Below are 22,546 nucleotides of genomic sequence, written 5' to 3'. Positions count from 1 at the left end.
CGGCTCTTTCGCCAATCTCGGCGTAAGGTTGGCGATCGGCGTATCAGTGCGCCAGCACACCATCAACGCTGACACCGGTGGAACCGACGACGAGGCATGGCAACCGACCAATACCACTCACCCTCCGATGGCCACGTGACCGGCGGCCACGGCCCAACCACCTCCGCAACGGCGTCGGGCCCCGACGCCAACCGGAGCGTCTACGAAGACCCCGGGTACGGGATCGACGACGCTCTCGACGCCTTCGCTGGCGAAGCCACCTATGAACCCCCGGTGAGCGCCGCCGATCTGCACGGGCATGACGTCACCACGATCCTCGTGGCACACAACGGCGGGCGTTGGCTACCTCGCACGCTCGAGGCGCTCGGCGCGCTGACCTACGCACCCAACCGCATCATCGGTGTTGATACCGGCAGCCGGGACGAGACACCTCAGCTGCTCACATCCGCCCTCGGTGCCCCCGCGGTGGTCACGGCCCCCCGCACGACGGGTTTCGGCGCCGCGGTGGCCCGTGGGGTTCACGCAGCCGACGAGATGCTCGCCGCCACCCGCCGTACCGGCGCGGTCGACACCGGCCGCACCGAGTGGATCTGGTTGTTGCACGACGACAGCGCGCCCGCTCCGGACGCCCTGGTGCACCTGCTGGAGACCGCCGTGCGCCGCCCGGATGCCGGGATCGTCGGGCCCAAGGTGCTCGGCTGGCGGGGCGACCGACAGCTGCTCGAGGTCGGCGTGACCATCTCCGGTGGTGGCCGACGGCACACCGGGCTGGACCGCCGGGAATACGACCAAGGCCAGCACGACACCATCCGTGACGTCCTCGCTGTTGGTAGCGCCGGCATGCTCGTTCGCCGCGACGTCTGGGACGAACTCGGCGGATTCGACCCGCTGCTATCGGTCTTCCGGGACGACATCGACTTCGGCTGGCGCGCCAACCAGGCCGGGCACGCCGTCGTCGTCAGCCCTGGAGCCGCCGTCGAACACGCCGAGGCGGCCGCACACGGCCGGCGCCGGCTCGGCGCCACCCGGTACCGCCCGCACCTGGCCGACCGCCGCAACGCGCTCTACGTCCTGCTGGTCAACTCGCCGGTGCTCTACCTGCCGCTGCTGTTCCTTCGGCTGCTCGGCGGCGGGATAGCCCGGTCGTTCGGATTCCTGTTCGGCAAACAGCCGGCGCTCGCCGCCGAGGAGCTCGGCGCCGTGCTCGCGGTGCTGGGTCGCCCGGACCGGCTGGTCCGCGGGCGGACCCGGCGCCGGCGCACCCGGCGCAGGTCACATGGGCAGTTGCGGCATCTGTTCCCAGCCCGGGGCCAGCAACTGCGCCATGCCGGCGAGAACCTACTGGCGCTGATCACCGGCTCGGGATCCGGTCATGACGTCCCCGGTTCGCAACGGCGGGCGGCTACCACCGAAACCGACGACACACCCGACACCGACGACGCCTTCCTCATCCGGCTCATCCTCCATCCGCTGGTGCTGTCCGTCACCGCTCTGGTGCTGGTCACCATCCTCGCCGCGCGGGACCTGATCGGTGGCGGCCGGCTCATCGGCGGAGCGCTGCTCCCCGTGGTCAGCGACATCGGTGGCTTGTGGCAGTCCTACACCGAGTCATGGCATGGCGTCGGTCTCGGCAGCCCCACGCCGGCCCCGCCGTACCTCGCTGTCGTGGCGGCGCTCGGCTGGGTGGTGCGTAGCCCCGCGCTGGCGATCGACCTGCTCATGCTGGCGGCCGTGCCGCTGGCCGGCATCACCGCCTACCTCCTGCTGCGCCGCTTGGTCGCCGGCCGGTGGTTGCGGCTGTGGGGGTCGGTCGGTTACGCCCTACTGCCGGCCGTCACCGGTGCTCTCGCCGCCGGCCGACTCGGCACTGTCGTCGCGGCGGTCCTGGCGCCGCTGCTGGTTCTCGCGTTGTACCGAACGCTCGGCCAGCCCGGCGAACCAGGGCCTTTGCGGGCGGCGTGGAGCGCTGGCCTCATCCTCGCCCTGATGGCGGCGTTCGTCCCCATGGCGTGGCTCCTGGTCCTCGCGTTGGGCATCGTCGCGGTGGCCACGGTCTTCCGCAGCGGCGCCAACGCCATCAGGATGGCGATCGTCGTTGGGGTCGCTCCCGTCGTCCTGGTTCCGTGGAGCGGGAGCGTGCTCGACACGCCCGTGCTTCTGTTCACCGAGGCGGGGATGCCTGGTCCCGGGTTGTCCAGTGACGCCCTGGCCCCGTGGTCGGTGCTGTTGCAGCACCCGGGTGGCCCCGGAGGGGCACCGATCTGGCTCGGCGCCGGTCTGGTGCTGGCTGGCTGGGCGGCGTTGTTCCGCCCGCAACGTCGCCTGGTGGTCGCGGCGGCCTGGACGGTTCTTGGGGTGGCGCTGGCGTTCGGCGTCCTGGTGTCCAGGATTCCCGTCACCGGACCGACCTTGCAGACACCGGTGTCCGGATGGCCCGGTTTCCCCGCGATCGTCGTCGGCGGTGCGTTGATCGTGGCGGCCGTCGTCGGAGGCGAGGGAGCCCGCGCGTGGCTCTCCCAGAGCACCTTCGGCTGGCGACAGCCATTCGTCGCGCTGGCCACCAGCGCGGCTCTACTAGTCCCGTTGGTCGCATCGGTGTGGTGGGTGGCCCGCGGCGCCGACGACCCGCTGGAACGGCGCGATCCCCGGGTGCTGCCCGCGTACATCTCCGACGAGGCCATGCAGCCGGAACGGATACGTACGCTGGTGCTCAGCCGGGCCGACGACGGCCGGGTCACCTATGCCCTGCTGCGCGCTTCGGGGCCGCGGCTGGGTGACGCCGAGATGGGCCCGCCACCGGAAGAGTACGGCCCCGTCGATGAGGTCGTGGCCGACATCGTCTCCGGCCGGGGCGGAGCTGACGGCGCCCGGCTGGCCGAGTTCGCCGCCAAGTACATCTACCTGACCGCGCCGTTCGACCGTGAGCTTGCCGACACTCTCGACACCGTGCCCGGCCTGGTCCGGGCCAGCGCACCAGAAGGCGCCGCGATGTGGCGCGTCGACGAGCCGGTCGGGCGGATCTGGATCGCCGAGCCCGCCGCCGACGACGACGCCGCGGAGCCAGCCGAGACCGAACGCGTGGTCATCGACAGCGGCGAGATCGATGCGAGCGCCACCGTACCCGATGGTGCCGACGGCCGGCTGCTGGTGCTGTCCGAACTTGCCGACGCAGGCTGGTCGGCGACCCTGGACGGGGTCGCCTTGCAGCCGGTGGTCCACGACGAGTGGGCACAGGCGTTCGTCCTCGGGCCCGACGGCGGCGAACTGCAACTGTCCCATCAAGGGCCGCGTCGGGCCGGGGTGTTGCTGATCCAACTCGGCGCGGTTGTCCTGGCGATCGTGCTGGCTCTGCCGGGGATGCGGCGGGAGCGTGGGGCCGTCGAACACGCATCCGAGCTCGACCCGGACGACCCGACATCGCCGAACCTGCCCCGAGTTCCGGCTGAGCCGGAGCGCCACCTGGTGCCGGCGGGTGCACCACCCATGACAACACCGGTCCACCCGGAGCCGATGGAGGCGCCGCCAACCCAGCCGCCTGCCCTGCCGCCTGCCCTGGCGCCCGCCCCTGAGCGGCCAGACCGAGGATGGCCGGCCCCTGACCGGCCCGACCCGTCGGTGCCGATGACGCCGGCTCCGGCGAGACGAGGGGGGCCCGCTGGGCCGGAGTCCGAACCGGCGCCGGAGCCTGCGCCCGAGACGGTTGGTCATTCGCTGGACGACGACACCGGGGCCGATCCGGCGGGAGGACGTTACCGGGGGCGCCGGGCGCGGCGAGCGAGGCCCGAGCAACCGTCGGACGTGCGTGCGCACACCGAGGGGGACGTACCTGCGCACACCCAGGCTGACGTGCCGTCGGACGCGCCATCCAATGGCCCGCCCGACGACGACAGCTCGACTTACCGGGGGCGCCGGGCCGCGGGCCGACGCAGGTCCGGGCAGTCCGGTGGGCGCCGTGCCCGCAGACGTGATGAGGAGGACCGCGGCGGTGATGTTTGATGCGTAGCGGACTGACCGCCCTGGTGGTGGCCGCTGTGACAGCCGGTGCGCTAGGGGCGGCATCGCTGGTTGGGGCGCCGGACTCCGTCGTGGAAGAACACCCGGAAGTCCTGGAGCCGGTCGTGCGTAGCACCCTAGTGTGCCCATTCGCTGGCGGCGAGGAAGAAGCCCGGTCCCACGTGGGTGTGTACGCGCTGCCAGGGGTCGATGCGGTGGCTGACGACGAACCCGCACCCATCACCGCGCGGGCTCTCGGATTCGCCCCGGAACCGGGCGCAACCCCCGAGCCGACTCCGGAACCGACCGAGCCGGCCGAACCCATACTCACCGTCGACGGGCGCGGTGTACTCGAACGCGTCCGGGTAGAGATCGACGAGGGGACCTCGATAGCGGTCGAGGGCGCCGCGGCGTTGGCGCCCGGGCTGGTCGCCGAACAGTCCATGCTCGTCGGCGAGATCGATCTGCGCGGACTCAGCACCGTCGCCTGTACGCCGGCCGCACGCGAACACTGGTTCGTCGGCGGATCCGGAGAGGTCGGCAAACGCGGTCGGCTTATTCTCGCCAACCCGACGTCGGTTGCCGCGGTCGTCAACGTTCGGTTGTGGGATGAAGCCGGCCCGATCGACGCACCTGCCACCCAGGGCATCGGGGTGCCCGCCCGCAGCCAGCAGGTGTTGCTGCTTGACGCGCTGGCTCCCGACTCGGCGCGGGTCGGAGTGGAGATCACCACCAGTCAGGGGCGGGTCTCGGCGGCTTTGGAAGTACGCGAGACCGACGAGACGACCCCGATGGGTATGAGTTACGTTCCAGCCGCCAGTACGCCCGCCGAGACAGTGGTGATCCCGGGGATACCCGACCACGGCGATCGAGTGCTGCGGGTGCTGGCGCCGGGAAACACCGACGCGATCGTCGCCGTGCGGATGTTCGGGGCAGGTGGCCCATTCGCGCCCGTGGACAACGAGGTGATCACCGTACCGGCAGGCAGCGTCTACGAGATGGACCTCGCCGGGCTCGCCGACGACCCCGTCGCCATCGAACTGGACAGCGACGAACCGGTCACCGCGTCGGTGCGGGTCGTGGACGATCCCGACGACGGACTGCCCGATCTCGCCTACACGGCGGCGACCACACCGCTGTCCGGCACCACGGCTGCCCTGTTCGGCCGGGCGACGAGTGGGTTCGAGACCCGGCTGCACATCAGCTCCATCGAGACGTCCAGTACCCGGGTGACCCTTCGCATGCTCGACGACGACGGCGAGGTGGTCGACGAGGAAGACGTCGACGTTCCTGGTGGCGGCACTGTCTCGGTGGAGCTCGAGCGGCCGGAGGACGCATCCTTCGCCACCGTGGTCGTCGAGCCGGCGCAAGCCGACACGATCATCGTGGCCAGGGAGATGTCGGCCAGCGCCGACGATGGCGCGTATCTCGACCTGCTGCCCCTTCCGTCGCCAGCCCTGCAGGTCAGCGTCCCTCGGGTCGTCGGTGAACTTCCAGGCGTCCTCGACCCCTCCGCCAACTAACCCGTTGCGCACCTGATCTCCGTTTTGTCACCTGATCTTTTTTCAGGCGGCGATCAGGTGTGCTGAGCGCGGGCGATGGCCGACCGGGGTGCATCTGATCGCGTCCCGTGATGTGGACGCGCGGCGATCAGATGCATGAACGCAACCTCTCGGCTGGTTGATGCATCTGATCGTCAGTGGGTGAGCAATAGCCCGTGCCAGGTCCGTCGGCTACGTGTGGTGCCCGATATTGCCGCGTTCATCGTGGGCGTTGGTCTCGGCGGCCGCCGGTCATCACGGTGGTGGGCAGTAGCCCGTGCCAAGTCTGTCGGCTGCAACAAGCTTCCTTACGGCGCGCCGCCGTGTGCAGTAAGCCTCCTTGTTGTCGCTCTGGCGACAGTAAGCGTCCTTGTGCCCGGGGGAATGTCGCAGCAAGCCTCCTTATGGTCGCCCGGACACGCGCCACGCTCCATCGCGCCGAAGCCCGTGCTGCCCCGCACTCCGCTACCGCCAGATGGCGTTCAAGCCCGAATCTGGCCCTTAACCCCATCTGGCGGTAGCGGAGTGCGCGATGCCACACTCATGGAACGTTGGGGGGGCACTGTGATCACCGGGGGAGCGGCATGCCGGACAGTTGTGGCAGCAGCGGCGCTGCGATGGGGTGAATGCGCGCAGCGCGGTGCCGCCAGCGGTCAGTGGGCGCGGCCGCTTCCATACGACGGGTCTACCTCGTGTGGCTCGGCGCCGAACATCTCGGCGACCTGTTCAGCCACGACATCGCGCAGGAGCTCGCGGGTTCGGTCGGTGGCACCGGCCCGGGTTTCGATGGGGCGGCGGAAGACGACGATGCGCGCAGGTAGGGCCCCAGTGCCGGCGAATGCCCGGGCCAAGGGGATCCAGTCATGGTTCCAATCGTCGAGCGTGGGAACGTCTTCGACGGCGAATTCCACTTTCGCCAGGCGTTCGCGCCACCGAGCGGGGAGCCGGTCGACAGTCTCGACGACGAGATCGTCGAAACGCTGCGCGCGGGACCGGTTGACTGGTGATCCTGCCGGGGCTAGCGGCGCGCGTAGGCCGTGTCCGTGCCGATCCCGGCGAAGGCGGGGCAGGCCCGCTCGAGGGGTATCGCCGCTGGGATGACTCACAGTGGGCAGACTAGCAACTTGGTGACGCTCGACGTGGGTGGTGGCTGTCCGGTCGCGGACCGCGTGTGGCCTGCCCCGCGTGGCCTGCCTGCGTGGCCCGTCCCACCTTCGTCCCCGCGTTGCCCGTCCGCGCGCCGTCCCCGCACGGCCAGGCCACGCGGGATAGCCTTGGCCATTGTGAGCCCTACGCGTCGTTGTTCCCGCTCGGCCTGCGCCAAGGTGGCGGTCGCGACGCTTACGTACGTCTACGCTGATTCCACCGCTGTGTTAGGGCCACTGGCTACGTATGCCGAGCCACACACCTACGATCTCTGTGCCGGGCACGCCGAGCGGTTGGTCGCTCCGCGCGGCTGGGAGGTCATCCGGCTGGCCCCGGATCCGGACGCTGACCGGCCGAGTAGTGACGACCTCCTCGCGCTGGCCGACGCCGTGCGTGAGGCCGCCCGTCCGCCGGAGCCCGAGCCCGAGCCACCGGGCGAGACCGGCACCCGCCGTGGGCACCTTCGGGCCCTCCGTAATCCAGATCAGTAACCAGATCCGTCGCCCACATCCGCACCGAGCTCCGCCGCCCGGAACCGGTATCGAAGAGCGGCAGGTCCGACGTCGGGTTGTGGGCCTACCAGCAGTCCCATTAGCGCAGCGACGACGTCCATGTGCCGGTGCCGACGGCGAGGGTGACGGCCAGCGCGACTACACCCGCCGACACCAGGAGTAGGGCGGCATCGGCTCGGGTGAACCGGCTCTCCCGGGCGCAGGTGCGTGGACCACGGGCGTCGAACCCGCGTGCGTCCATGGCGACGGCGAGGTGGGTGCCACGACGGACGGCTCCGACGAGCAGCGCGAACAGCTTGCCGCCGAACAGGCGCAGCGCCGCCACCGGGTTACGACCAGCTTCGAGGCCACGGGCCCGGCGGGCGCGCCCGAGGACCTCCCACTCGGTGGCCAGCAACGGGGCGAGCCGCAGGGCGGCCAGTGACCCGTAGGCGAACCTGGGTGGTACTCGAAGGTGGCGGACGAGCGAGTCGGCGAGGTCGACAGGGTCGATCGTCAACACCGCCAGCATCCCGGGCAGCACGATGGCGGCGAACCGGAGACCGGTGGTGGCGCCGGCGGCCATGCTCTCGCTCGTGATCAACAGGGGGCCGAGGTCGACGAGGACCGCGCCACCCTTGCGGCCGGTGAAGATGGTGTTGCCGAGGGCGATGGAGGTGATGGCCAGGCCCAACGGCCAACCGCGCCGGATGAGATCGGTCCAGCGCAGACCCCATGCGGGCACGCTGGCCAGGGCGGCGGCGACGACGATACCCGACGACACGGGATCGACACCGGCGAGTAGCACGATGGCCGGGATAAACGCGGCACCGAGTTTGGCGACCGGGTTCCGTCGGCCGAGCGGGCTGTGTTGGCCGGGTATTTCGGTGCTTCCGGTGATGATCACAGGCCGCTCCGATCCCGGGTGGGGACGGGTTGTGGTGGGCCGACGGGGGTGGCGGTTCCGTCATGGACGGCGATGTGCTGGTCGGCGAGTGCGGCTGCGAACGCGGTGTCGTGGGTGACGCTGAGCAGGGTTGCCCCGTCGTCGCGCAGCGTGCGGCACAACTCGACGAGTTCGCGCCAGGTACGGGCGTCTTGTCCGAAGGTGGGTTCGTCGAGGACGATCACGTCCGGGGCGGTGGCGAGGGCGGTGGCGACCGACAGGCGACGTTTCTCCCCTCCGGACAGGGTGTACGGGTTGGCGCCGGCGAGCCGGTCGAGGCGTAGGCGGTCGAGAAGTTCACCCACCCGGCGCTGGGTCACCGACGTGTCGAGTCCGGCCCGTCGGGGCCCTAGCAGTAGCTCCTCGTGCACCGTCGGAGCCAGGAACTGGTGCTCTGGGTCCTGGAAGACGGTTCCGACCCGTCGGCACAGTTGCTGCGCCCGCCAGCGATGTAGTGGCCGGTGGGGAAGATCGGCGAGGAAGGAGCCGCCGGTGTCTGGTCGAACGAGCCCCGCCAGGATGGTGGCCAGGGTGGATTTGCCGCTGCCGTTGGGGCCGGTGACGCAGGTCGCCTGCCCGGCGGTGAGTTCGATGTTGGCGGGTCGGAGCGCCGGGGTGATGGCGCGCGGATAGGTGCGACTGACGTGGGTGGCGCGCAGCCGGACCGGTCCTCCAGGGCCGCGCTGCCAGTCCGGCATCGGGGGCGACCACGGATCTGGCACCCACACGCCGGCTTGGGCCAATGCGGCGCCGCGCCGGGCGAAGACCTCGGCTGGGGGACCGTCTTCGACGACGCCACCACCCGGCTCGACGACCACCACCCGGTCGGCGAGGCCGGCCGCCAGATCCACTCGGTGTTCGATCATCAGCAGTGTGGTCCCCGACACGTTGGGGGTGCCGAGGGGGCCCGACGCTTCGTTTCGGGGTTCGGTCGGGCGCAACGCGGTGGTGATCGCATCCAACACCAGTGACGTGCCGGCCGGGTCGAGGTTGGCGGTTGGTTCGTCGAGGAGCAGTACTGACGGGCGACGGACCAGCGCCCCGGCGAGCGCCAGGCGTTGCTGCTCGCCGCCGGAGAGCGCCGCGGTGGACCGGTCGAGACCATAGGGGAACCCGACGTGTTCCAGTGCGGCGCGCACCCGCGGCCAGATCTCGTCGCCTGGGACGCCGGCGTTCTCCAGCCCGAAGGCGACGTCATCCCCGGCCCGGGACATGACGAGGGACGCTTCCGGATCTTGAAGGAGCATGCCGATCCGGCCCCGCATGGTCGCCGCCGGGTGCCCGTCGACCAGGACCTCGCCTTCATGCTCGGCGGCGGACTCAGGATCGAGTAGACCGGCGACGGCCCGTAGTAGCGTCGACTTGCCGGCCCCTGACGGGCCGACGAGCAATACCCGTTCACCGGGTTCGATGTCGAGGTCGACGCCGCGGCAGGCCCAATCCCGCCGGCCCGCGTACCGCCATCCCCAACCGCGCAGGCGCACTCGAGCCGGAGGGGTTGGGGAAACGTCCACGGCGCTGGCCGCATCCACACCCATTGGCTCAGACCTCCTGTTGGGCACGGCCGGCGGCGAATGGCGCCAGGGCGCCGGTGCGGGCCAGCGAACGTGCCAGTAGCCAGCTCAGAACCCCGGCGATGAGTCCGGTGAACACGGCCGAGCCGACGTAGACGGCTTTCCAGTCCAGACTGAACTCGGGCACCGACACGATGGCTTGGTTGACCCCCATGGCCAGGCCAGCACCCGCGCCGGCCAGCACCGCCATGCCAACTCCCCACCGGCGGTAGGCGAGCAACGCGAACACCAGCTCCGCTCCGAGGCCTTGCCACAATCCGGACAGGAAGACCGACATCCCCCACGCGGAGCCGAACAGCATGGACGTGCTGGCGGCGACGAGTTCGGTGTAGAGCGCAGCACCCGGCCGGCGAATCACGAGGGCGCCGAGCACGGCCGGCATGAGCCAGATGGCGCCGATGGCGGGGCTGAACGGTGTGCTGCTCAGTGGTGCGTAGACGGTCGGGTAGACGAAGTTGTTCCAGGCGGCGAAGAGCACACCGAAAGCGACCCCAAGAACCGAGGCCACGATGATGTCGACGGTGCGCCATCGGCGACCCCGGGCCGGCGGCTGGGAGGTACCTGGCGGCTGGGAGGTGCCTGGCGGCTGGGACGCGGCCGGCTGTTGGCTGGGGTTCGTAGCGCTCACGGTGCTCCTGACGTCGTCGGGCAGAGGACGACGGGGGAGCTCCATCGTGCGGAGCCTGATCATGCACGAGCGCGCCAACGGGTTCTTCCGCGAGCGCGCCACAGCTGATCTCGTATCGACTTCCTGCGCCGGCATGATCCGGATCAGGTTCGAGGGTCTGCGGGTCTGTCCCGCACTCTCAGCGCTGCAGCGCTCCCCTGTCGTGGGTATGGAGTTGTGGGGCTGGATTGGCCCGGGTTCACCGGTGAATACGGGACGATTCAGCCTTTATGCGCAGGAGCGTACCCCGGCTGGGCGCAGGGAGTCATCCAGGTGACCACCAGGTGAACCCCGGTATGGCCTGTGGCGATGAGGTCCAGGTCACGAGGACGGGACGATCGCCGCTACTGCGGGGTACACTCCGTGCTGGCCCGTGCGACATGCCTGGCACGGCGTCACATATCAGGTTCGATCCGAGATCAGAGCGAGGTCCATCGCCGATGCAACTGTCCAGTTGCCGCAAGGTGGGGCTGGCGCTCGTGGTCACGTTGACCGTCGTCGTCACTGGATGTAGTGATGATCCAGATGAGCCGACGGCTGCGCCGATTGCCCAAATCGCCTCCGACCGCCAGACCGTGCCGGCGGAGAACGGCATCGACCAGCTGACCCCCGACGAGGTGCTGGCCGCGGCCATCGCCAACCTCGACGATGCCGGTACCTACCGGGTGAGCGGGACCACTTCGGCCGGCAGCACCATCGATATCAGCTTCAAAACGGGTGCCGGTTCGGTCGGGTCGGTCACCACGGACAGCGAGGTCACGCTGGTCGCATCGGATGGTGTGGTGTATATCACCAGCGACGTCGAGACCATCGCGAACATCGTGGGAGCCGACGTCGACGACACCATCGCGGAAAAGTGGCTGCTGATCCCCGAAGAGTCGAGTTCGAGCTTCCGCATCTTCGCCGAGGGCAGCGACTTCGCCGAAGCCGTGCTGGGCTCCCAGGTTCAGGGTGAGCTGACGGCTGTGCAGGACGTGGGTGGCGTCCCCGCCGTCGGCCTGGTGTTCTCCGAGTCCGGTGGAACGCTGTGGGTGTCGGCCACGGGAGAAGCGCTGCCTTTGCGATTCGAGGAGAAGGGCGCCTCCGGTGGTTCGGGTGTGCTGACGTTCAGCGATTTCGGGGACGACGTGGACGTCTCCCCGCCGGACGAGGACGACGTCATCGACCCCTCCACGCTGCCGGAGGAGAGCGACGACGGCGGCGACGAGTCCGGCGAAGGCGACGGCGAGGACTGACCGCGGCGCAGACCCGGACGAGTGGGGCGCACGCGGACGAGACCGGCACGCGATAATAGGACCGTGGAGCTAGTTGGAGCAGTCGCCATCGGCTTGACCAAACTGTTCGGACGAGTGGAATCGGACGGCCTGGAACACCTGCCGGTGCAGGGTCCGGCCATCATCGCGGTGAACCACACGACCATTGCCGACGTCCCACCGGTGCTGTCCACGCTGCACCGGGCCGGCCTGCATCCGAGCGTCCCGTGCAACGCGGACGGATGTGGCACCGACCACGGGCACGTCCGCTTCATCGCGTCGTCCATGGTGTTCAAGAACCCATTCATCGGACCCTTGGCCCGGCACGCCGGAATGGTGGAGGTGGGCTGGCGACAAGCTGGTGCGGTGGCCTTGCGAGCGGCCAGGGACGCGCTGGGCCGGGGCGAGATCGTTGGTATCTACCCCGAAGGCGACGTCTCGGCGACCACGGACGGCTCACCGCGCAGGTTCCGGTTCGGCGTTGGTCGCCTGGCGTTGGACGCTCAGGCGCCGGTTGTCCCGGTGGCCCATCACGACGCCCGTGAGATCGGCGCCGGTTCCGTCGCGCGTACCCTCGGCGGGGCGTTGACGTCCATCGTGCGTCGCCCCACGATCCGTCTTCGAGTGGGCGAGCCGGTCCAGCCGGCGGAGTTACGCGGGTTGGCCATCCGGGAGGCCGTCGACCTCGTACAGCAACGGGTCACGGACGTGTGGCGGTCGCTGGCGGCCGAACCCGCGACCCGCTGACCCTCACCGGGCATGCGGCCTACCGCGGCCCACCGTCGTCGGAGGCAGTCGGCCTATTGCCCGCTCCGGCCATGGGCGGACTGAAAGTGCAGGTCAGGGCGGTGTGTTGCACCCTTTCGTAGGGTGGCGATCAAATTCGGTTGAGCGTCGACACGATGTCGTGAAGGCTGAACTCCGGTCTCGTCGAAGGTTTAACTACAATTCGCCCATACAAGCAAAGTTGTGAACCCGAACCAGACACAATGCCGGACGTGAGGAGCGAACCCGCAGCTATGAACACCTGGACCCACCACGGGCGTTGTGGAGCCACGCGTCCGGCTCTGGCGGAGCAGGAGCGCGGCGTTACGAGATGAGGTAAAGGAGCGGCCGATGTCACGGAAGGAACCGGGCGGATGCAGACGCTGGTGTTGAACGCCTCGTATGAGCCACTGGCTGTCGTCTCTGTTCGCCGGGCCATCGTTCTCGTGCTGACTGAGAAAGCTGTGACAGAACAGGCCGACTCCGGCCGGATCATCCGCTCGGCGACCCGGGAGTTCCCGGCGCCCCTCGTCGTCCGCCTCGTGCGGTTCGTACGGGTGCCATACCGGCGCAGGCTGCCGTGGTCGCGCGGCGGCGTCCTCGATCGGGACAACCGCCGCTGCGGGTACTGCGGCGGGCGCGCCGAGTCGATCGACCACATCGTGCCCACCTCGCGAGGAGGTGCCCAGCGCAGCTGGCTCAACACCGTGGCGGCGTGTGTGTCCTGCAACCAGCTCAAGGCGGACCGCACCCCGGATGAGGCAGGCATGCACCTTTTGGTGGTGCCCTTCGAGCCCAAGGTTCAGAAAGCCCTGGTGCTGGCGCTCGGGGTGCGGCAGACCGAACGGCTACCCGACTGGCTGGTCGCTTCGTTCGCGTAGAACTTCGCGTAGAACTGGGGTGCCGTTCGCGGAGAAGTCTGACCTCCATCTGCCTGGATGTGTCTGTGCGGCTCCGGTGTCTTCGGCCGGGAATAGTGCGAACATAGGAGTGACGCGGGGCGAAACGAGGAGGTCCGCCATGGTCAGTCCGGTCCCAGGGCTGCCGACGGGGATGGTCGTCGGTACCTACGATGCGTATGAGCAAGCGCAGCGGGCGGTCGACTACCTGGCCGATCGGAAATTCCCGGTCGAGCACCTCGCCATCGTCGGCACCGAACTGCGCCAGGTCGAGCGGGTCACTGGGCGCATGACGTGGGGAAAGGCGCTGGCTGGCGGGTTGGCCACCGGCGCCTGGTTAGGTCTGTTCGTCGGCTTGCTGCTCAGCCTGTTCACCGACGAGGGGTGGCTGACGATCATCGTCATGAGTATGGCGTGGGGAGCGCTGTTCATGACCATCTTCGGCGCGGTCGGCTACGCGTTGACCGGCGGTCGTCGTGACTTCACCTCCAAGAGTGTCATCGTCGCCGGCAGATACGAGATCTACTGCCAGCACCAGCACGCCGAAGACGCTCGTAACCACTTGGCGCGGCTGTCCTTGCAAACTGGGTGAATGGACGTGTACGGCGGGCCCCACCCGGACCTTCGCGTCGTGATCCAGCACCAGTCGGCCGAAGTGCTTGACGTGAACGACGTAAGCGGGGAGCGTCAACCGGGTGAAAGGTGAACTGTCCTGTCCGCGGTGTGGCGCCGCGCCACAACCCCCGGGGCCTTGGTCCAGTCGATGGACCTGCCACCAGCATGGTCCCGTCTATCCGGTGACGCCGATGCTGGTACCGAGTGCTCCGCTGATCCGGCAGATCAGCCAGCGTTCCGCGGTGCCCTTGTGGCTGCCGTGGCCGCTCATGCACGGATGGGTGGTGGGTGCCCTCGCCCACGCCGGTGACGATGTGTCCGGGGTTCGGGCCACCGCGGTGGCGATCAGCGGACCGAACCCGTTCGGCGGGGCAGCCGATCTGGTCGTGGTGGCGGAGGAGCAAGGGGTGGGCCTGGGGGCAGGCTTCGCTGGGCTCGACGCCGTCGACCCCGGCGAGGTGGTCCGGTCCGAGCCGCATGCCAGAGTAGAGCTCAACGGTCGCCGGGTCCCCTTGTGGTGTGTCGACGGCGACCCGAAACATGCGGTATACGCAGGCCAATCCGGTGGCCATTGGTTGTGGATGATCCTCTACCCGCAGACGGCCGGTGCGCTGCTCCTTGAAGACCTCGGCCTGGAAGACCTTCGAGATCTCGGGCGAGAGGTGGAGATGCTGCCGTACGGTACTCCGCCGCCCTGGCTCCGTCCCGGCTACGATCATTAGGGTGGAGGGCACGCGGACCTCGGGTGGCATCGGGCCCACGGACCTGGTGGCACCGCCTCGCATCATCGTCATGAGCCCGGCTCGCCCGCGGCGTGGCGAGACCACATGAGCAATGGCACGTCCAGGTGGAGACATCACCGGGGGATGTGCTGTCGACAACACTGGGAACAGGTTTGCGCATCGATCTGCACACGCACAGCGTCGTCTCCGACGGCACCGACCGGCCAGAGGTGTTGGTTCGGCAGGCCCGCCGCCACGGGCTCGACGTCGTCGCCCTCACCGACCATGACACTTACGACGGTTGGGACGCCGCACACGAGGCAGCGGCCGAGGAGGGCGTGGAGCTGGTACCCGGCGTCGAGATCTCCACCCACTGCCAGAGCTACGGCGTGCACTTGCTGGCCTACCACGTCGACGCCGGATACCGTCCGCTGGCGCGTGAGCTGGCGCGGATCCGCCTGGACCGCCGGGACCGGCTGCAGCGGATCGCTACTCGGCTCACCCAAGCCGGCCTACCGGTAGAGCTGTCCGAGGTGCTCGCCCACGCGAAGGGTGCCTCCGCCGTCGGCCGGCCGCATGTCGCCGACGTCATGGTCGCCAAAGGGTACGTGGCCAGCCGGGACGAGGCATTCGCGACCTGGCTGTCGTACGGCTGCGTCGGCTACGTCGAGAAGTACGCGCCGGACATCGTCGACGCGATCGGCTGGGTCCACGGCGCGGGAGGTGTGGCCGTGTTGGCCCATCCATGGGGGCGCGGCTCGCGTCGGCTGTTCGACCGGACCATGCTGACCCTCCTCGCCGAGGCCGGGCTCGACGGCGTAGAGGTGGATCACCAGGATCACGACCACGCCGAACGGGCCGGTCTCCGGGAGCTGGCTACCGAGCTGGACCTCGTCGTCACCGGATCCAGTGATTACCACGGCACCGGCAAGAACGGGCACGAATTGGGCGTGAATACCACCGAGCCGGCCGAATGGGAGCGTCTGCTGGAGCGGGTGGGCCAGCGGACGCCGCATGGCACTCGGCGCCCCGGAGCGGAGGCATGAGATGACCGACACCACCGCCGGACAGCAGGCCCTCGAAGGGATGCCCCGGCGGCTCTATCGAGCCACACCTACACGGCTGACGACGTGGCTGGATTGCCCGAGACGGTATCGGTTCACCTACCTCGACCGTCCGGCGCCAGCCAAAGGTCCGCCATGGGCACACAACACCGTCGGTGCGGCGGTCCACAACGCGCTGGCCGAGTGGTGGCGGCTGCCGCTGGAGGCCCGGACCGTGGCCAAGGCCGGGGCGCTGGTCTCGACATATTGGTCCGCCGACGGCTTCCGCGACGCTGAGCAGGTCGAGCAGTGGCGCCGCAAGGCGCAGGTGATGGTGGAGCGTTATGTCACGAGGCTCGACCCGGCCGACGAACCACGTGGTGTAGAGCGCACTGTCGGGCTCATCCATGGCGGCACCTCGCTGACCGGCCGCATCGACCGGGTGGACGAGCGGGCCGACGACGTGGATACGGAGTTGGTGGTTGTCGATTACAAAACCGGCCGGCACCTGCTGACCACCGATGACGCCCGCTCGTCGTTGGCGTTGGCGGTATACGCGGCTGCCGCCGCGCGGACGTTGCGGCGGCCGTGCCGCAGGGTCGAGCTGCATCACCTGCCATCCGGAGAGGTGGTGTCGTGGGAGCATGACGAGCTGAGTTTGACCCGGCACCTGGACCGGGCCGACGACATCGCCGGCGAGTGCGGCGCCGCGGACGAGGCGTTCCGAGCCGGACAGGCTGGCGACGACACCTTTCCTGCCCGGCCCTCGGCCCTGTGCGGCTGGTGCGACTACCGGGCGCACTGCCCGGAGGGCCGGACGGCGGTGCCCACCCGTGCGTCCTGGGCGGGGCTCGCGGATACCGCGTGAAGCCTGGTGACGGGAGCGGCGGGACGCGGCGTGGTGAATGTCACCCGGGTCAGTGCACCGGAACGGAACGACGATCAGTGATCTGACGTTTGACGCGGTGACGGGATGGGCAAATGTCGTATGGTTGGCGTGATCTTGACACGTGCTGGCCGTTGTCGGCTCAAGGATGGAGGGCGGATGCCCGGACGCTACGGTAAGCCTGCGAAAGCAGGTCGTAGGGCACACGCGGCCACTCCCAGGCGTCCGTCGTTCCGGCTCCGGCTCATCGGCGTGGTGACCGGTGGCGCGATCGTCGCCACCGGCGTCGTCGCCATCACCGGTGCTGCGGACAATGCCGACAATCCAGAGTTCACTCCGGAGAGCTTCGCATCGGGCGGCGGTGAGATGACCATCGACCGCGACCCCGGGGGTCTGTCGCGGTCTGGCTCGCGGCAGCCGGGCCGGCTGTTGGGCACGTTGAGCGACATCATCGATCGCGCCGAGCTCAGTGACGATGCCGAGGCCGACGATGCCGACGACACCACGGCGGAGGAGCCGGATGATTCCGGTGAGCCGGATGACGTCGACGAGGTTGACGACGATGCCGACGACGAGCTGGACGAGGACGGTTCGACCGACGAGCCAGACCCGGACCCGAACGCCAAACCCGAAGCGACCGCGCCCCTGCCGGACAACAGCGGTGAGGGTAAACGGGTCGTCTTCGACATCACCGGCCAGCAGGTGTGGCTGGTGGCGGAGGACGGCGACGTCGAACGGACCTACATGGTGTCGGGCAGCCGCTACGACCAACTGCCTGAGGGTACGTACCAGGTGTTCTCCAAGTCGGAGGACGCCATCAGTTGGACCTTGGAAGAAACCATGCGCTACATGGTCCGCTTCCACCGGGGCGAGAACTCCAACATCGGTTTCCACGACATCCCCGTCTACAAAGACTCCGGCGACGCCGCGCAGACGCTGTCCGAACTGGGAACCCCGTTGTCCGACGGGTGTATCCGGCAAGACCTCGACGATGCCAAGGCGCTGTGGGAGTTTGCGCCGGTCGGCACGGACGTGGTTGTTGTCCGCACCTGAGCGGTAGCGCTCGGCCCGGACAAGTCGGATGTGTAGTCGGTTACGCCGAACTCACGGTCGACTTGTCAGGCTCGGCGCTGCCGGATGTGCAGCTCACGGAGTTGTCCGGCCTGACAAGTCGGGGAGGACAGTGGTGACCAGAGCGCCGGTCGATCACTCCGACGCTTGAAGGTCGACCGCCTGGCCCGCACGAGTACGTCGCCGGACCCGCTTGCGCGGCCGAGACTCGGAAACCTCGGTGGACTCCACCGCAGGCTCGGAACGCGCCGACCGGCTGCGGGTGCGCTGCCCACCGCCATGCGAGCCGGAGCTGCCACGTCGGGTCCGCCGACGCTGCCGTCCTGGTCGCTCCGAACCCTTGTCGGCGTCGTCCACCTCTTCGGCGTCGAGTCCGTCGCGGGTGCGTTCGGCGGCAGGAAGCCGGCCCTTGGTACCCGGCGGGATCCCGAGCTCACGGAAGAAGTGCTCACTGCTGGAGTACGTCTCCGGTGGATCGGCGAAGGGGAGGTCGAGCGCCTCGTTGATCAGCTTCCAGCGGTGGAGATCGTCCCAATCGACGAAGGTGACGGCGATCCCGTCGGCGCCGGCCCGGCCGGTGCGGCCGATGCGGTGCAGATAGGTCTTCTCGTCATCGGGACAGCTGAGGTTGACCACATGGGTGACCGCTTCGATGTCGATGCCACGCGCCGCGACGTCGGTAGCGACCAATACGTCGACCTTGCCGTTGCGGAATGCCCGCAGTGCGCGTTCCCGTACCGGCTGGCTGAGGTCGCCGTGGACGGCCGCGGCCGCGAAGCCACGCTCAGTCAGCTCGTCGGTGAGGCGCTGAGCTGCCCGCTTGGTGGTGCTGAAGACGATGGTGCGGCCCCGGCCCTCGGCGCGGAGCAGACGGGCGACCATCTCGTCTTTGTCGAGGCTGTGCGCCCGGTAGACGAACTGCGCCGTGGTGGGCACGGTCTGTTGTTCGTCGCCGGTCTCAGCTCGGATGTTCAACGGGTTGCGCATGTAGCGACGGGCCAAGCTGACCACCGCTGGCTGCATGGTGGCGGAGAACAGCATGGTCTGGCGCAGTTCGGGCGTGCGGCTGATGAGCTTCTCGACGTCCGGCAGGAACCCGAGGTCGAGCATCTTGTCGGCTTCGTCGAGCACGAGGACCTTGATCTGCCCGAGGTCGAGTTTGCCCTGGTTGGCGAGGTCGAGCAAGCGTCCGGGAGTGCCGACGACGACGTCTACCCCGGCGCTCAGCGCGCTGAGTTGCGGCTCGTAGGCCCGGCCGCCGTAGACGGTGAGTACCCGGACCCGGCGTATCGTCGACGCTGTTTCGAGGTCGCCAGCGACCTGGAGCGCGAGTTCACGGGTGGGGACGATGACGAGTGCCTGCGGCTTGCCGGGCACGACGGCCTCGGCGTAATCCCGCTCGTCCGGGCTGACCACGCGTTGCAGTAGCGCGAGCCCGAACGCGTAGGTCTTCCCGGTGCCGGTGCGAGCCTGACCGAACAGGTCGCTGCCGGCCAGTGCGCTGGGCAGGGCCAGCTCCTGGATGGGGAAAGGTTCAGTGATGCCGACGCGCTCAAGGGCGTCGGCTATGGGGGGTAGGACCCCTAGATCTCTGAAGGTGGTCAGAGTGTTCGCCTCACTATCTCGGAGGGTAACCCCGAGGTGTTGTCCACAGTGCACGCTGCAGGGCTGCTCAACGGCGGAACTCAACCGTGGCGCCAAGCGCCGCGCCGGCAGGCGTCCGAATCGACCTCGGGAGCGCCCAGTTGGTCCGGACGCATCGTCATTACTAGCAGGCCAGTCTACGGCATCGTGGGCAAGTGTGACGCACGACGCGTCCGGGGTGGCCGCGGCAGGTTCCTCATCGCCGTCGACAGCGGAGTTCATCGCCTCGTGAGCCAGCCGCCGCAACTGCGGATATCGTTGCTGGCGTGGATGTACATATGGACGATCCCGAGTACCGCGCCGGCATCGTCGACCTGCTCGGTGCCATGGGCCTCGGGGAACTGCTGGCGTTCCAGCGGCTCGCGGCCGACGCCGAGTTGGCGCCCACGCTCTCCGATCAGGCTGCCCTGGCCGGGATGGCGGTAGCGGAGTTCCGCCACTTCGAGCGGATCCGTGACCGGCTGGCTGAGCTGGGTGTATCCGCCGACGAGGCCATGACGCCGTTCCGGGCGGCGTACACCGAGTTCCACGCCAAGACCGCGCCGTCCACCTGGCTGGAAGGCTTGGTTAAGGCCTACGTCGGCGACCAGATCGGCACCGACTTCTATCGCGAGATCGCCGCCACGGTCGACGACGACACACGTGCGCTGGTCACCGAGGTCATCGCCGACTCTGGGCACGCCGACTTCGTGGTCGATCGGGTCCGGTCCGCCATCGAGCGGGATCCCAGCGTGGCCGGCCGGCTCGCCTTGTGGGGGCGGCGTCTGGTGGGAGAGGCGCTTGCGCAGGCTCAGCGGGTCGCGGCCGACCGCGAGGCCATCACCGCGATCATCGTGGGTGGACCGGGCCGGCCGGGGATGGACCTCGCCGAGTTGGGGAAGGTGTTCGCGCGGCTCACCGAGAACCACGCGGCCCGGATGGCGAAGCTGGGCTTGGCGTCGTAGCGGAGAACCATCTCTGTAGGCGTTCCAGCGCTGTGCCGCCGCTGTCCGCGTCGACCTGTTCGGCCAGGTCGGCGACGGTGATCTCGGCCAACGCGGATCGCCAGGCCTGTTCGGCGGTGGCCATGGCCCGCGCTATAGCACAGGGGAGCAGGCACCGTTCCGGGTCCGCCGCCAGGGGTCCGCGCTGGCGGATCTCGGTGCAGCGAAACGCTGGTTCGGTGCCGTCGATGGCGACGACCACGTCGAGTGCGGTGATCTGACTGGCCGGTCGGGTCAGCTCGTAGCCACCTGCCTGCCCTTGCGTCGACGCCACCAGGTTGGCGCGAGACAGCGCCTGAAGTTGCTTCGCGAGATAGGGCTGCGGCACTCCGTGCAGCTCGGCGAGCCTGGACGCGGGCACCGGATGCTGGCTCTGGCTCAGCGTGACACAGCAGTGCAGGCCCCATTCGACGCCGCTCGACAGTCGCATAGCCGTAGCCTACCCAACGCGGATGTTTGCTGTCTGAGTTGTGATATAACTCGGACATTGAATATCCGAGAAGAGTGGAGCAGTTCGCATGGCGCGTGTTTCAGGTCGCCCGCCCAGCCCAGTCACTCCTGTCACGGCCGACGCTCAGCCCGGCGGTTCGGCCACGGCGATGTCCGACCGCACCAGGCTGGGCTTCGCCGCCGTCGCCCTCTTCGTGGCCGCCCTCAACCTCCGCCCCGCGGTAGCCGCGGTATCCCCGCTGGTCGACCGCATCCGGACCGACCTCGACCTCTCGGCGACGGGGGTGTCGCTGCTGACGGTTGTCCCCACCCTCGCCATGGGGGTGTGCGCGCCCCTGGCCGCCTACGTCGGCCGGCGCTGGGGTCTACACGCCGGTGTCCTGCTGGGGCTCGCCGTCGTCACGGTCGGCACGGCCGCCCGCGTCGGCGGCGAGGCAACCTGGATCCAGCTCAGCAGTGCCGCCGTCGTCGGCACCGGGATCGCCGTCACCCAAACCCTCCTACCCGCCGTCGTCAAAGCTCGCTTCGCCGACCGTGCCGGACTCGTCACCGGGATCTACACCGCCGGCCTCGGGCTTGGCGGCGCGATCGCGGCCGGGGCCAGCGCCCCGCTAGCCGAGGCTGTCGGGTCATGGCCGGGAGCGCTGGCGTCGTGGGCGGTGCTGGCGGTGCTGGGGATGGTCATGTGGGCCGCCGCGGCGCCGTCGTTGAATATCCGTCGGTCCGGGACGGCAGCGGGTCCGGCTACCAGTGGACTACCGTGGCGCGACGCTACGGCGTGGCGGGTCGCCGCGATCTCCGCGATCAACTCGGGGCTCTACTACTGTGAGCTGGCCTGGGTGGCGCCGCTGTTGCACGACGACGCCGGGTACACCGAGGCGCGGGCGGGAGTGCTCCTCACCGCCATGATCTGTGTGCAGGTGGTAGCCATGCTCATGGTGCCTTCCCTGCTGGGCCGCCGCAGCGATCTCCGTCCGGCGCTGGCCGGATGTGCCGTCGTCACCGCGATCGGGTTTCTCGGGCTCGCCGCCAGCCCTGGGACTCCGACCTGGGTGTGGCTGTTGCTGCTGGGAATCGGCCACGGTGGGCTGTTCCCGCTCGTGCTCATGCTGCCCGTCGTCGCCAGCGTCGACCCAGATGGAGCGAGCCGGCTAGGCGCGATGGCATTCTTCGTCGGCTACGGCTGTGCGGCGATCAGCCCACTCGTCGTGGGTGTCCTGCGGGATGTGCTGGGTGGGTTCACCCAAGCATTCGGGCTGCTGGCAGTGGTGACGCTGATCGCCCTGTATCCGATCATCCGGCTGACCCCAGCCGACTAGGTGCCATGGCGTGACACACGGCGGCGCCGCCTCCGCATCGGAAACGACGCCGGCGCGCCGGTCGCTATGGGGCTGGCCGGCGCGCCGGGAGTACGGCCAGGCAGGTTTTACAACGCGCCGAAGCCGACGCGGCGTTCAACCGGCTCGCCGATCTCGACGTATGCCAGATGTTCGGGCTTAACAAGCACCTTGCGGCCACGCTCGTCCGTCAGTTCGAGCAAGACGCCGCCTTCGATAGCTTTGCGGACGGCCGCCTCGACTTCCTCCGGTGACTGATCGCTCTCGATGATCAATTCGCGCGGGGCGTTGTGCACGCCGATCTTGACCTCCACGGTCACCTCTCCTGCGTCTACGTACCCGGCGATACCCGGATGTTTGCCCTCGAGGTCACCCGGATAGGGGCTCTGCCCCTAAGCGCGCGACCTCATGGGAGATCGCGTGACCTCTTCATTGTCTTGACCACAAGCCAGCGTAGCCGAGGTGATGCCGGACCGACCGGGCTGTACGCCGCAAGCGAAGCCGGCGCACGCCGGGAATA

20 protein-coding genes and 1 riboswitch are annotated in these 22,546 nt (G+C 69.0%); of the genes, 13 read left to right on the top strand and 7 right to left on the bottom strand.

Translation table 11 applies throughout. The annotated features are described in order from the left end of the window. The first annotated feature begins 96 nt into the window (after nt 1-96). Together G8760_RS08915 and G8760_RS08910 are read left to right on the top strand one after the other, a co-directional pair. Nucleotides 97-3,996: a glycosyltransferase gene (locus G8760_RS08915; protein WP_166349869.1), complete on the top strand. Its 3,900-nt coding sequence runs from the start codon at nt 97-99 to the stop codon at nt 3,994-3,996. Further along, the gene (locus G8760_RS08910; protein WP_166349867.1) at nt 3,996-5,516 is read left to right on the top strand and encodes a DUF5719 family protein; all 1,521 of its coding nucleotides are present in this window, start codon (nt 3,996-3,998) and stop codon (nt 5,514-5,516) included. The genes G8760_RS08915 and G8760_RS08910 overlap by 1 nt, the downstream gene beginning before the upstream one ends. A gap of 671 nt (nt 5,517-6,187) precedes the next feature. On the opposite strand, the gene G8760_RS08905 is transcribed toward G8760_RS08910, so the two are convergent. Next, nucleotides 6,188-6,640, bottom strand: a complete 453-nt coding sequence (locus tag G8760_RS08905) for a metallopeptidase family protein (RefSeq protein ID WP_166349865.1) — start codon at nt 6,638-6,640, stop codon at nt 6,188-6,190. 177 nt (nt 6,641-6,817) lie between these two features. Here G8760_RS08905 and G8760_RS08900 point away from each other — a divergent pair, with 177 nt between their 5' ends. Further along, nucleotides 6,818-7,171, top strand: coding sequence for a DUF3499 domain-containing protein (locus G8760_RS08900; protein WP_166349863.1), 354 nt, complete (start codon nt 6,818-6,820; stop codon nt 7,169-7,171). 100 nt (nt 7,172-7,271) lie between these two features. Here the strand turns inward: G8760_RS08900 and G8760_RS08895 are convergent, their stop codons facing one another. Genes G8760_RS08895 through G8760_RS08885 form a run of 3 tightly spaced genes read right to left on the bottom strand, consistent with a single transcriptional unit; the run spans nt 7,272 to nt 10,319 of the window. Next, nucleotides 7,272-8,072, bottom strand: a complete 801-nt coding sequence (locus G8760_RS08895) for a CbiQ family ECF transporter T component (protein ID WP_166350084.1) — start codon at nt 8,070-8,072, stop codon at nt 7,272-7,274. A 2-nt stretch (nt 8,073-8,074) separates the two neighbouring features. Next, nucleotides 8,075-9,655 (bottom strand): ABC transporter ATP-binding protein, encoded by a 1,581-nt coding sequence (locus G8760_RS08890; RefSeq protein ID WP_166349861.1) that lies wholly within the window; start codon nt 9,653-9,655, stop codon nt 8,075-8,077. A gap of 4 nt (nt 9,656-9,659) precedes the next feature. Then, nucleotides 9,660-10,319 (bottom strand): ECF transporter S component, encoded by a 660-nt coding sequence (locus G8760_RS08885; protein WP_207782165.1) that lies wholly within the window; start codon nt 10,317-10,319, stop codon nt 9,660-9,662. Between the two features lie 103 nt (nt 10,320-10,422). Beyond that, nucleotides 10,423-10,528: riboswitch (TPP riboswitch) on the bottom strand. Nucleotides 10,529-10,798: 270 nt separating this feature from the next. On the opposite strand from G8760_RS08885, the gene G8760_RS08880 reads away from it, so the two are divergent. The 8 genes from G8760_RS08880 to G8760_RS08845 all read left to right on the top strand — a co-directional run bounded on the left by G8760_RS08880 (nt 10,799) and on the right by G8760_RS08845 (nt 17,594). Continuing rightward, entirely contained in the window at nt 10,799-11,593 is a 795-nt protein-coding gene (locus G8760_RS08880) for a hypothetical protein (RefSeq protein WP_166349857.1), read from the top strand. A gap of 63 nt (nt 11,594-11,656) precedes the next feature. Continuing rightward, on the top strand, nt 11,657-12,358 hold the full coding sequence (locus tag G8760_RS08875) for a lysophospholipid acyltransferase family protein (protein WP_166349855.1): 702 nt from the start codon (nt 11,657-11,659) through the stop codon (nt 12,356-12,358). Between the two features lie 392 nt (nt 12,359-12,750). Next, a complete protein-coding gene (locus tag G8760_RS08870) occupies nt 12,751-13,257 on the top strand; it encodes an HNH endonuclease (RefSeq protein ID WP_166349853.1) in 507 nt (168 codons plus the stop codon). A 139-nt stretch (nt 13,258-13,396) separates the two neighbouring features. Then, entirely contained in the window at nt 13,397-13,867 is a 471-nt protein-coding gene (locus G8760_RS08865) for a YflT domain-containing protein (RefSeq protein ID WP_166349850.1), read from the top strand. 103 nt (nt 13,868-13,970) lie between these two features. Further along, entirely contained in the window at nt 13,971-14,612 is a 642-nt protein-coding gene (locus tag G8760_RS08860) for a DUF6758 family protein (protein WP_166349845.1), read from the top strand. Nucleotides 14,613-14,704: 92 nt separating this feature from the next. After that, a complete protein-coding gene (locus G8760_RS08855; protein ID WP_207782163.1) occupies nt 14,705-15,658 on the top strand; it encodes a PHP domain-containing protein in 954 nt (317 codons plus the stop codon). 1 nt (nt 15,659) lies between these two features. Then, the gene (locus tag G8760_RS08850) at nt 15,660-16,523 is read left to right on the top strand and encodes a RecB family exonuclease (RefSeq protein ID WP_207782162.1); all 864 of its coding nucleotides are present in this window, start codon (nt 15,660-15,662) and stop codon (nt 16,521-16,523) included. 177 nt (nt 16,524-16,700) lie between these two features. After that, the gene (locus tag G8760_RS08845; protein ID WP_166349842.1) at nt 16,701-17,594 is read left to right on the top strand and encodes a L,D-transpeptidase; all 894 of its coding nucleotides are present in this window, start codon (nt 16,701-16,703) and stop codon (nt 17,592-17,594) included. A 153-nt stretch (nt 17,595-17,747) separates the two neighbouring features. On the opposite strand, the gene G8760_RS08840 is transcribed toward G8760_RS08845, so the two are convergent. After that, entirely contained in the window at nt 17,748-19,271 is a 1,524-nt protein-coding gene (locus G8760_RS08840) for a DEAD/DEAH box helicase (protein ID WP_246222482.1), read from the bottom strand. Between the two features lie 263 nt (nt 19,272-19,534). On the opposite strand from G8760_RS08840, the gene G8760_RS08835 reads away from it, so the two are divergent. After that, the gene (locus G8760_RS08835; protein WP_166350076.1) at nt 19,535-20,200 is read left to right on the top strand and encodes a ferritin-like fold-containing protein; all 666 of its coding nucleotides are present in this window, start codon (nt 19,535-19,537) and stop codon (nt 20,198-20,200) included. Here the strand turns inward: G8760_RS08835 and G8760_RS08830 are convergent. Continuing rightward, the gene (locus tag G8760_RS08830; RefSeq protein WP_166349839.1) at nt 20,151-20,669 is read right to left on the bottom strand and encodes an RrF2 family transcriptional regulator; all 519 of its coding nucleotides are present in this window, start codon (nt 20,667-20,669) and stop codon (nt 20,151-20,153) included. The genes G8760_RS08835 and G8760_RS08830 overlap by 50 nt on opposite strands. A gap of 88 nt (nt 20,670-20,757) precedes the next feature. On the opposite strand from G8760_RS08830, the gene G8760_RS08825 reads away from it, so the two are divergent. Continuing rightward, the gene (locus G8760_RS08825) at nt 20,758-22,008 is read left to right on the top strand and encodes an MFS transporter (RefSeq protein ID WP_166349836.1); all 1,251 of its coding nucleotides are present in this window, start codon (nt 20,758-20,760) and stop codon (nt 22,006-22,008) included. Nucleotides 22,009-22,115: 107 nt separating this feature from the next. Here G8760_RS08825 and G8760_RS08820 read toward each other — a convergent pair whose 3' ends face one another. Further along, a complete protein-coding gene (locus G8760_RS08820) occupies nt 22,116-22,340 on the bottom strand; it encodes a DUF3107 domain-containing protein (protein ID WP_166349833.1) in 225 nt (74 codons plus the stop codon). Nucleotides 22,341-22,546: the final 206 nt, after the last annotated feature.

The organism is Phytoactinopolyspora limicola, from assembly GCF_011320225.1.
In the GTDB taxonomy this organism is placed as follows: Bacteria; Actinomycetota; Actinomycetes; order Jiangellales; family Jiangellaceae; genus Phytoactinopolyspora; species Phytoactinopolyspora limicola.
Note: the sequence above shows the minus strand (reverse complement) of the source record. Positions and strands in the feature narration are given on the sequence as shown.

What these genes read in the sequence shown, in the direction of transcription:
- G8760_RS08915 (WP_166349869.1), top strand. Translation starts at nt 97, where the DNA reads ATGGCAACCGACCAATACCACTCACCCTCCGATGGCCACGTGACCGGC.
- G8760_RS08910 (WP_166349867.1), top strand. Translation starts at nt 3,996, where the DNA reads ATGCGTAGCGGACTGACCGCCCTGGTGGTGGCCGCTGTGACAGCCGGT.
- G8760_RS08890 (WP_166349861.1), bottom strand. Translation starts at nt 9,655, where the DNA reads ATGGGTGTGGATGCGGCCAGCGCCGTGGACGTTTCCCCAACCCCTCCG.
- G8760_RS08880 (WP_166349857.1), top strand. Translation starts at nt 10,799, where the DNA reads ATGCAACTGTCCAGTTGCCGCAAGGTGGGGCTGGCGCTCGTGGTCACG.
- G8760_RS08870 (WP_166349853.1), top strand. Translation starts at nt 12,751, where the DNA reads ATGCAGACGCTGGTGTTGAACGCCTCGTATGAGCCACTGGCTGTCGTC.
- G8760_RS08865 (WP_166349850.1), top strand. Translation starts at nt 13,397, where the DNA reads ATGGTCAGTCCGGTCCCAGGGCTGCCGACGGGGATGGTCGTCGGTACC.
- G8760_RS08850 (WP_207782162.1), top strand. Translation starts at nt 15,660, where the DNA reads ATGACCGACACCACCGCCGGACAGCAGGCCCTCGAAGGGATGCCCCGG.
- G8760_RS08845 (WP_166349842.1), top strand. Translation starts at nt 16,701, where the DNA reads ATGCCCGGACGCTACGGTAAGCCTGCGAAAGCAGGTCGTAGGGCACAC.
- G8760_RS08835 (WP_166350076.1), top strand. Translation starts at nt 19,535, where the DNA reads ATGGACGATCCCGAGTACCGCGCCGGCATCGTCGACCTGCTCGGTGCC.
- G8760_RS08830 (WP_166349839.1), bottom strand. Translation starts at nt 20,669, where the DNA reads ATGCGACTGTCGAGCGGCGTCGAATGGGGCCTGCACTGCTGTGTCACG.
- G8760_RS08825 (WP_166349836.1), top strand. Translation starts at nt 20,758, where the DNA reads ATGGCGCGTGTTTCAGGTCGCCCGCCCAGCCCAGTCACTCCTGTCACG.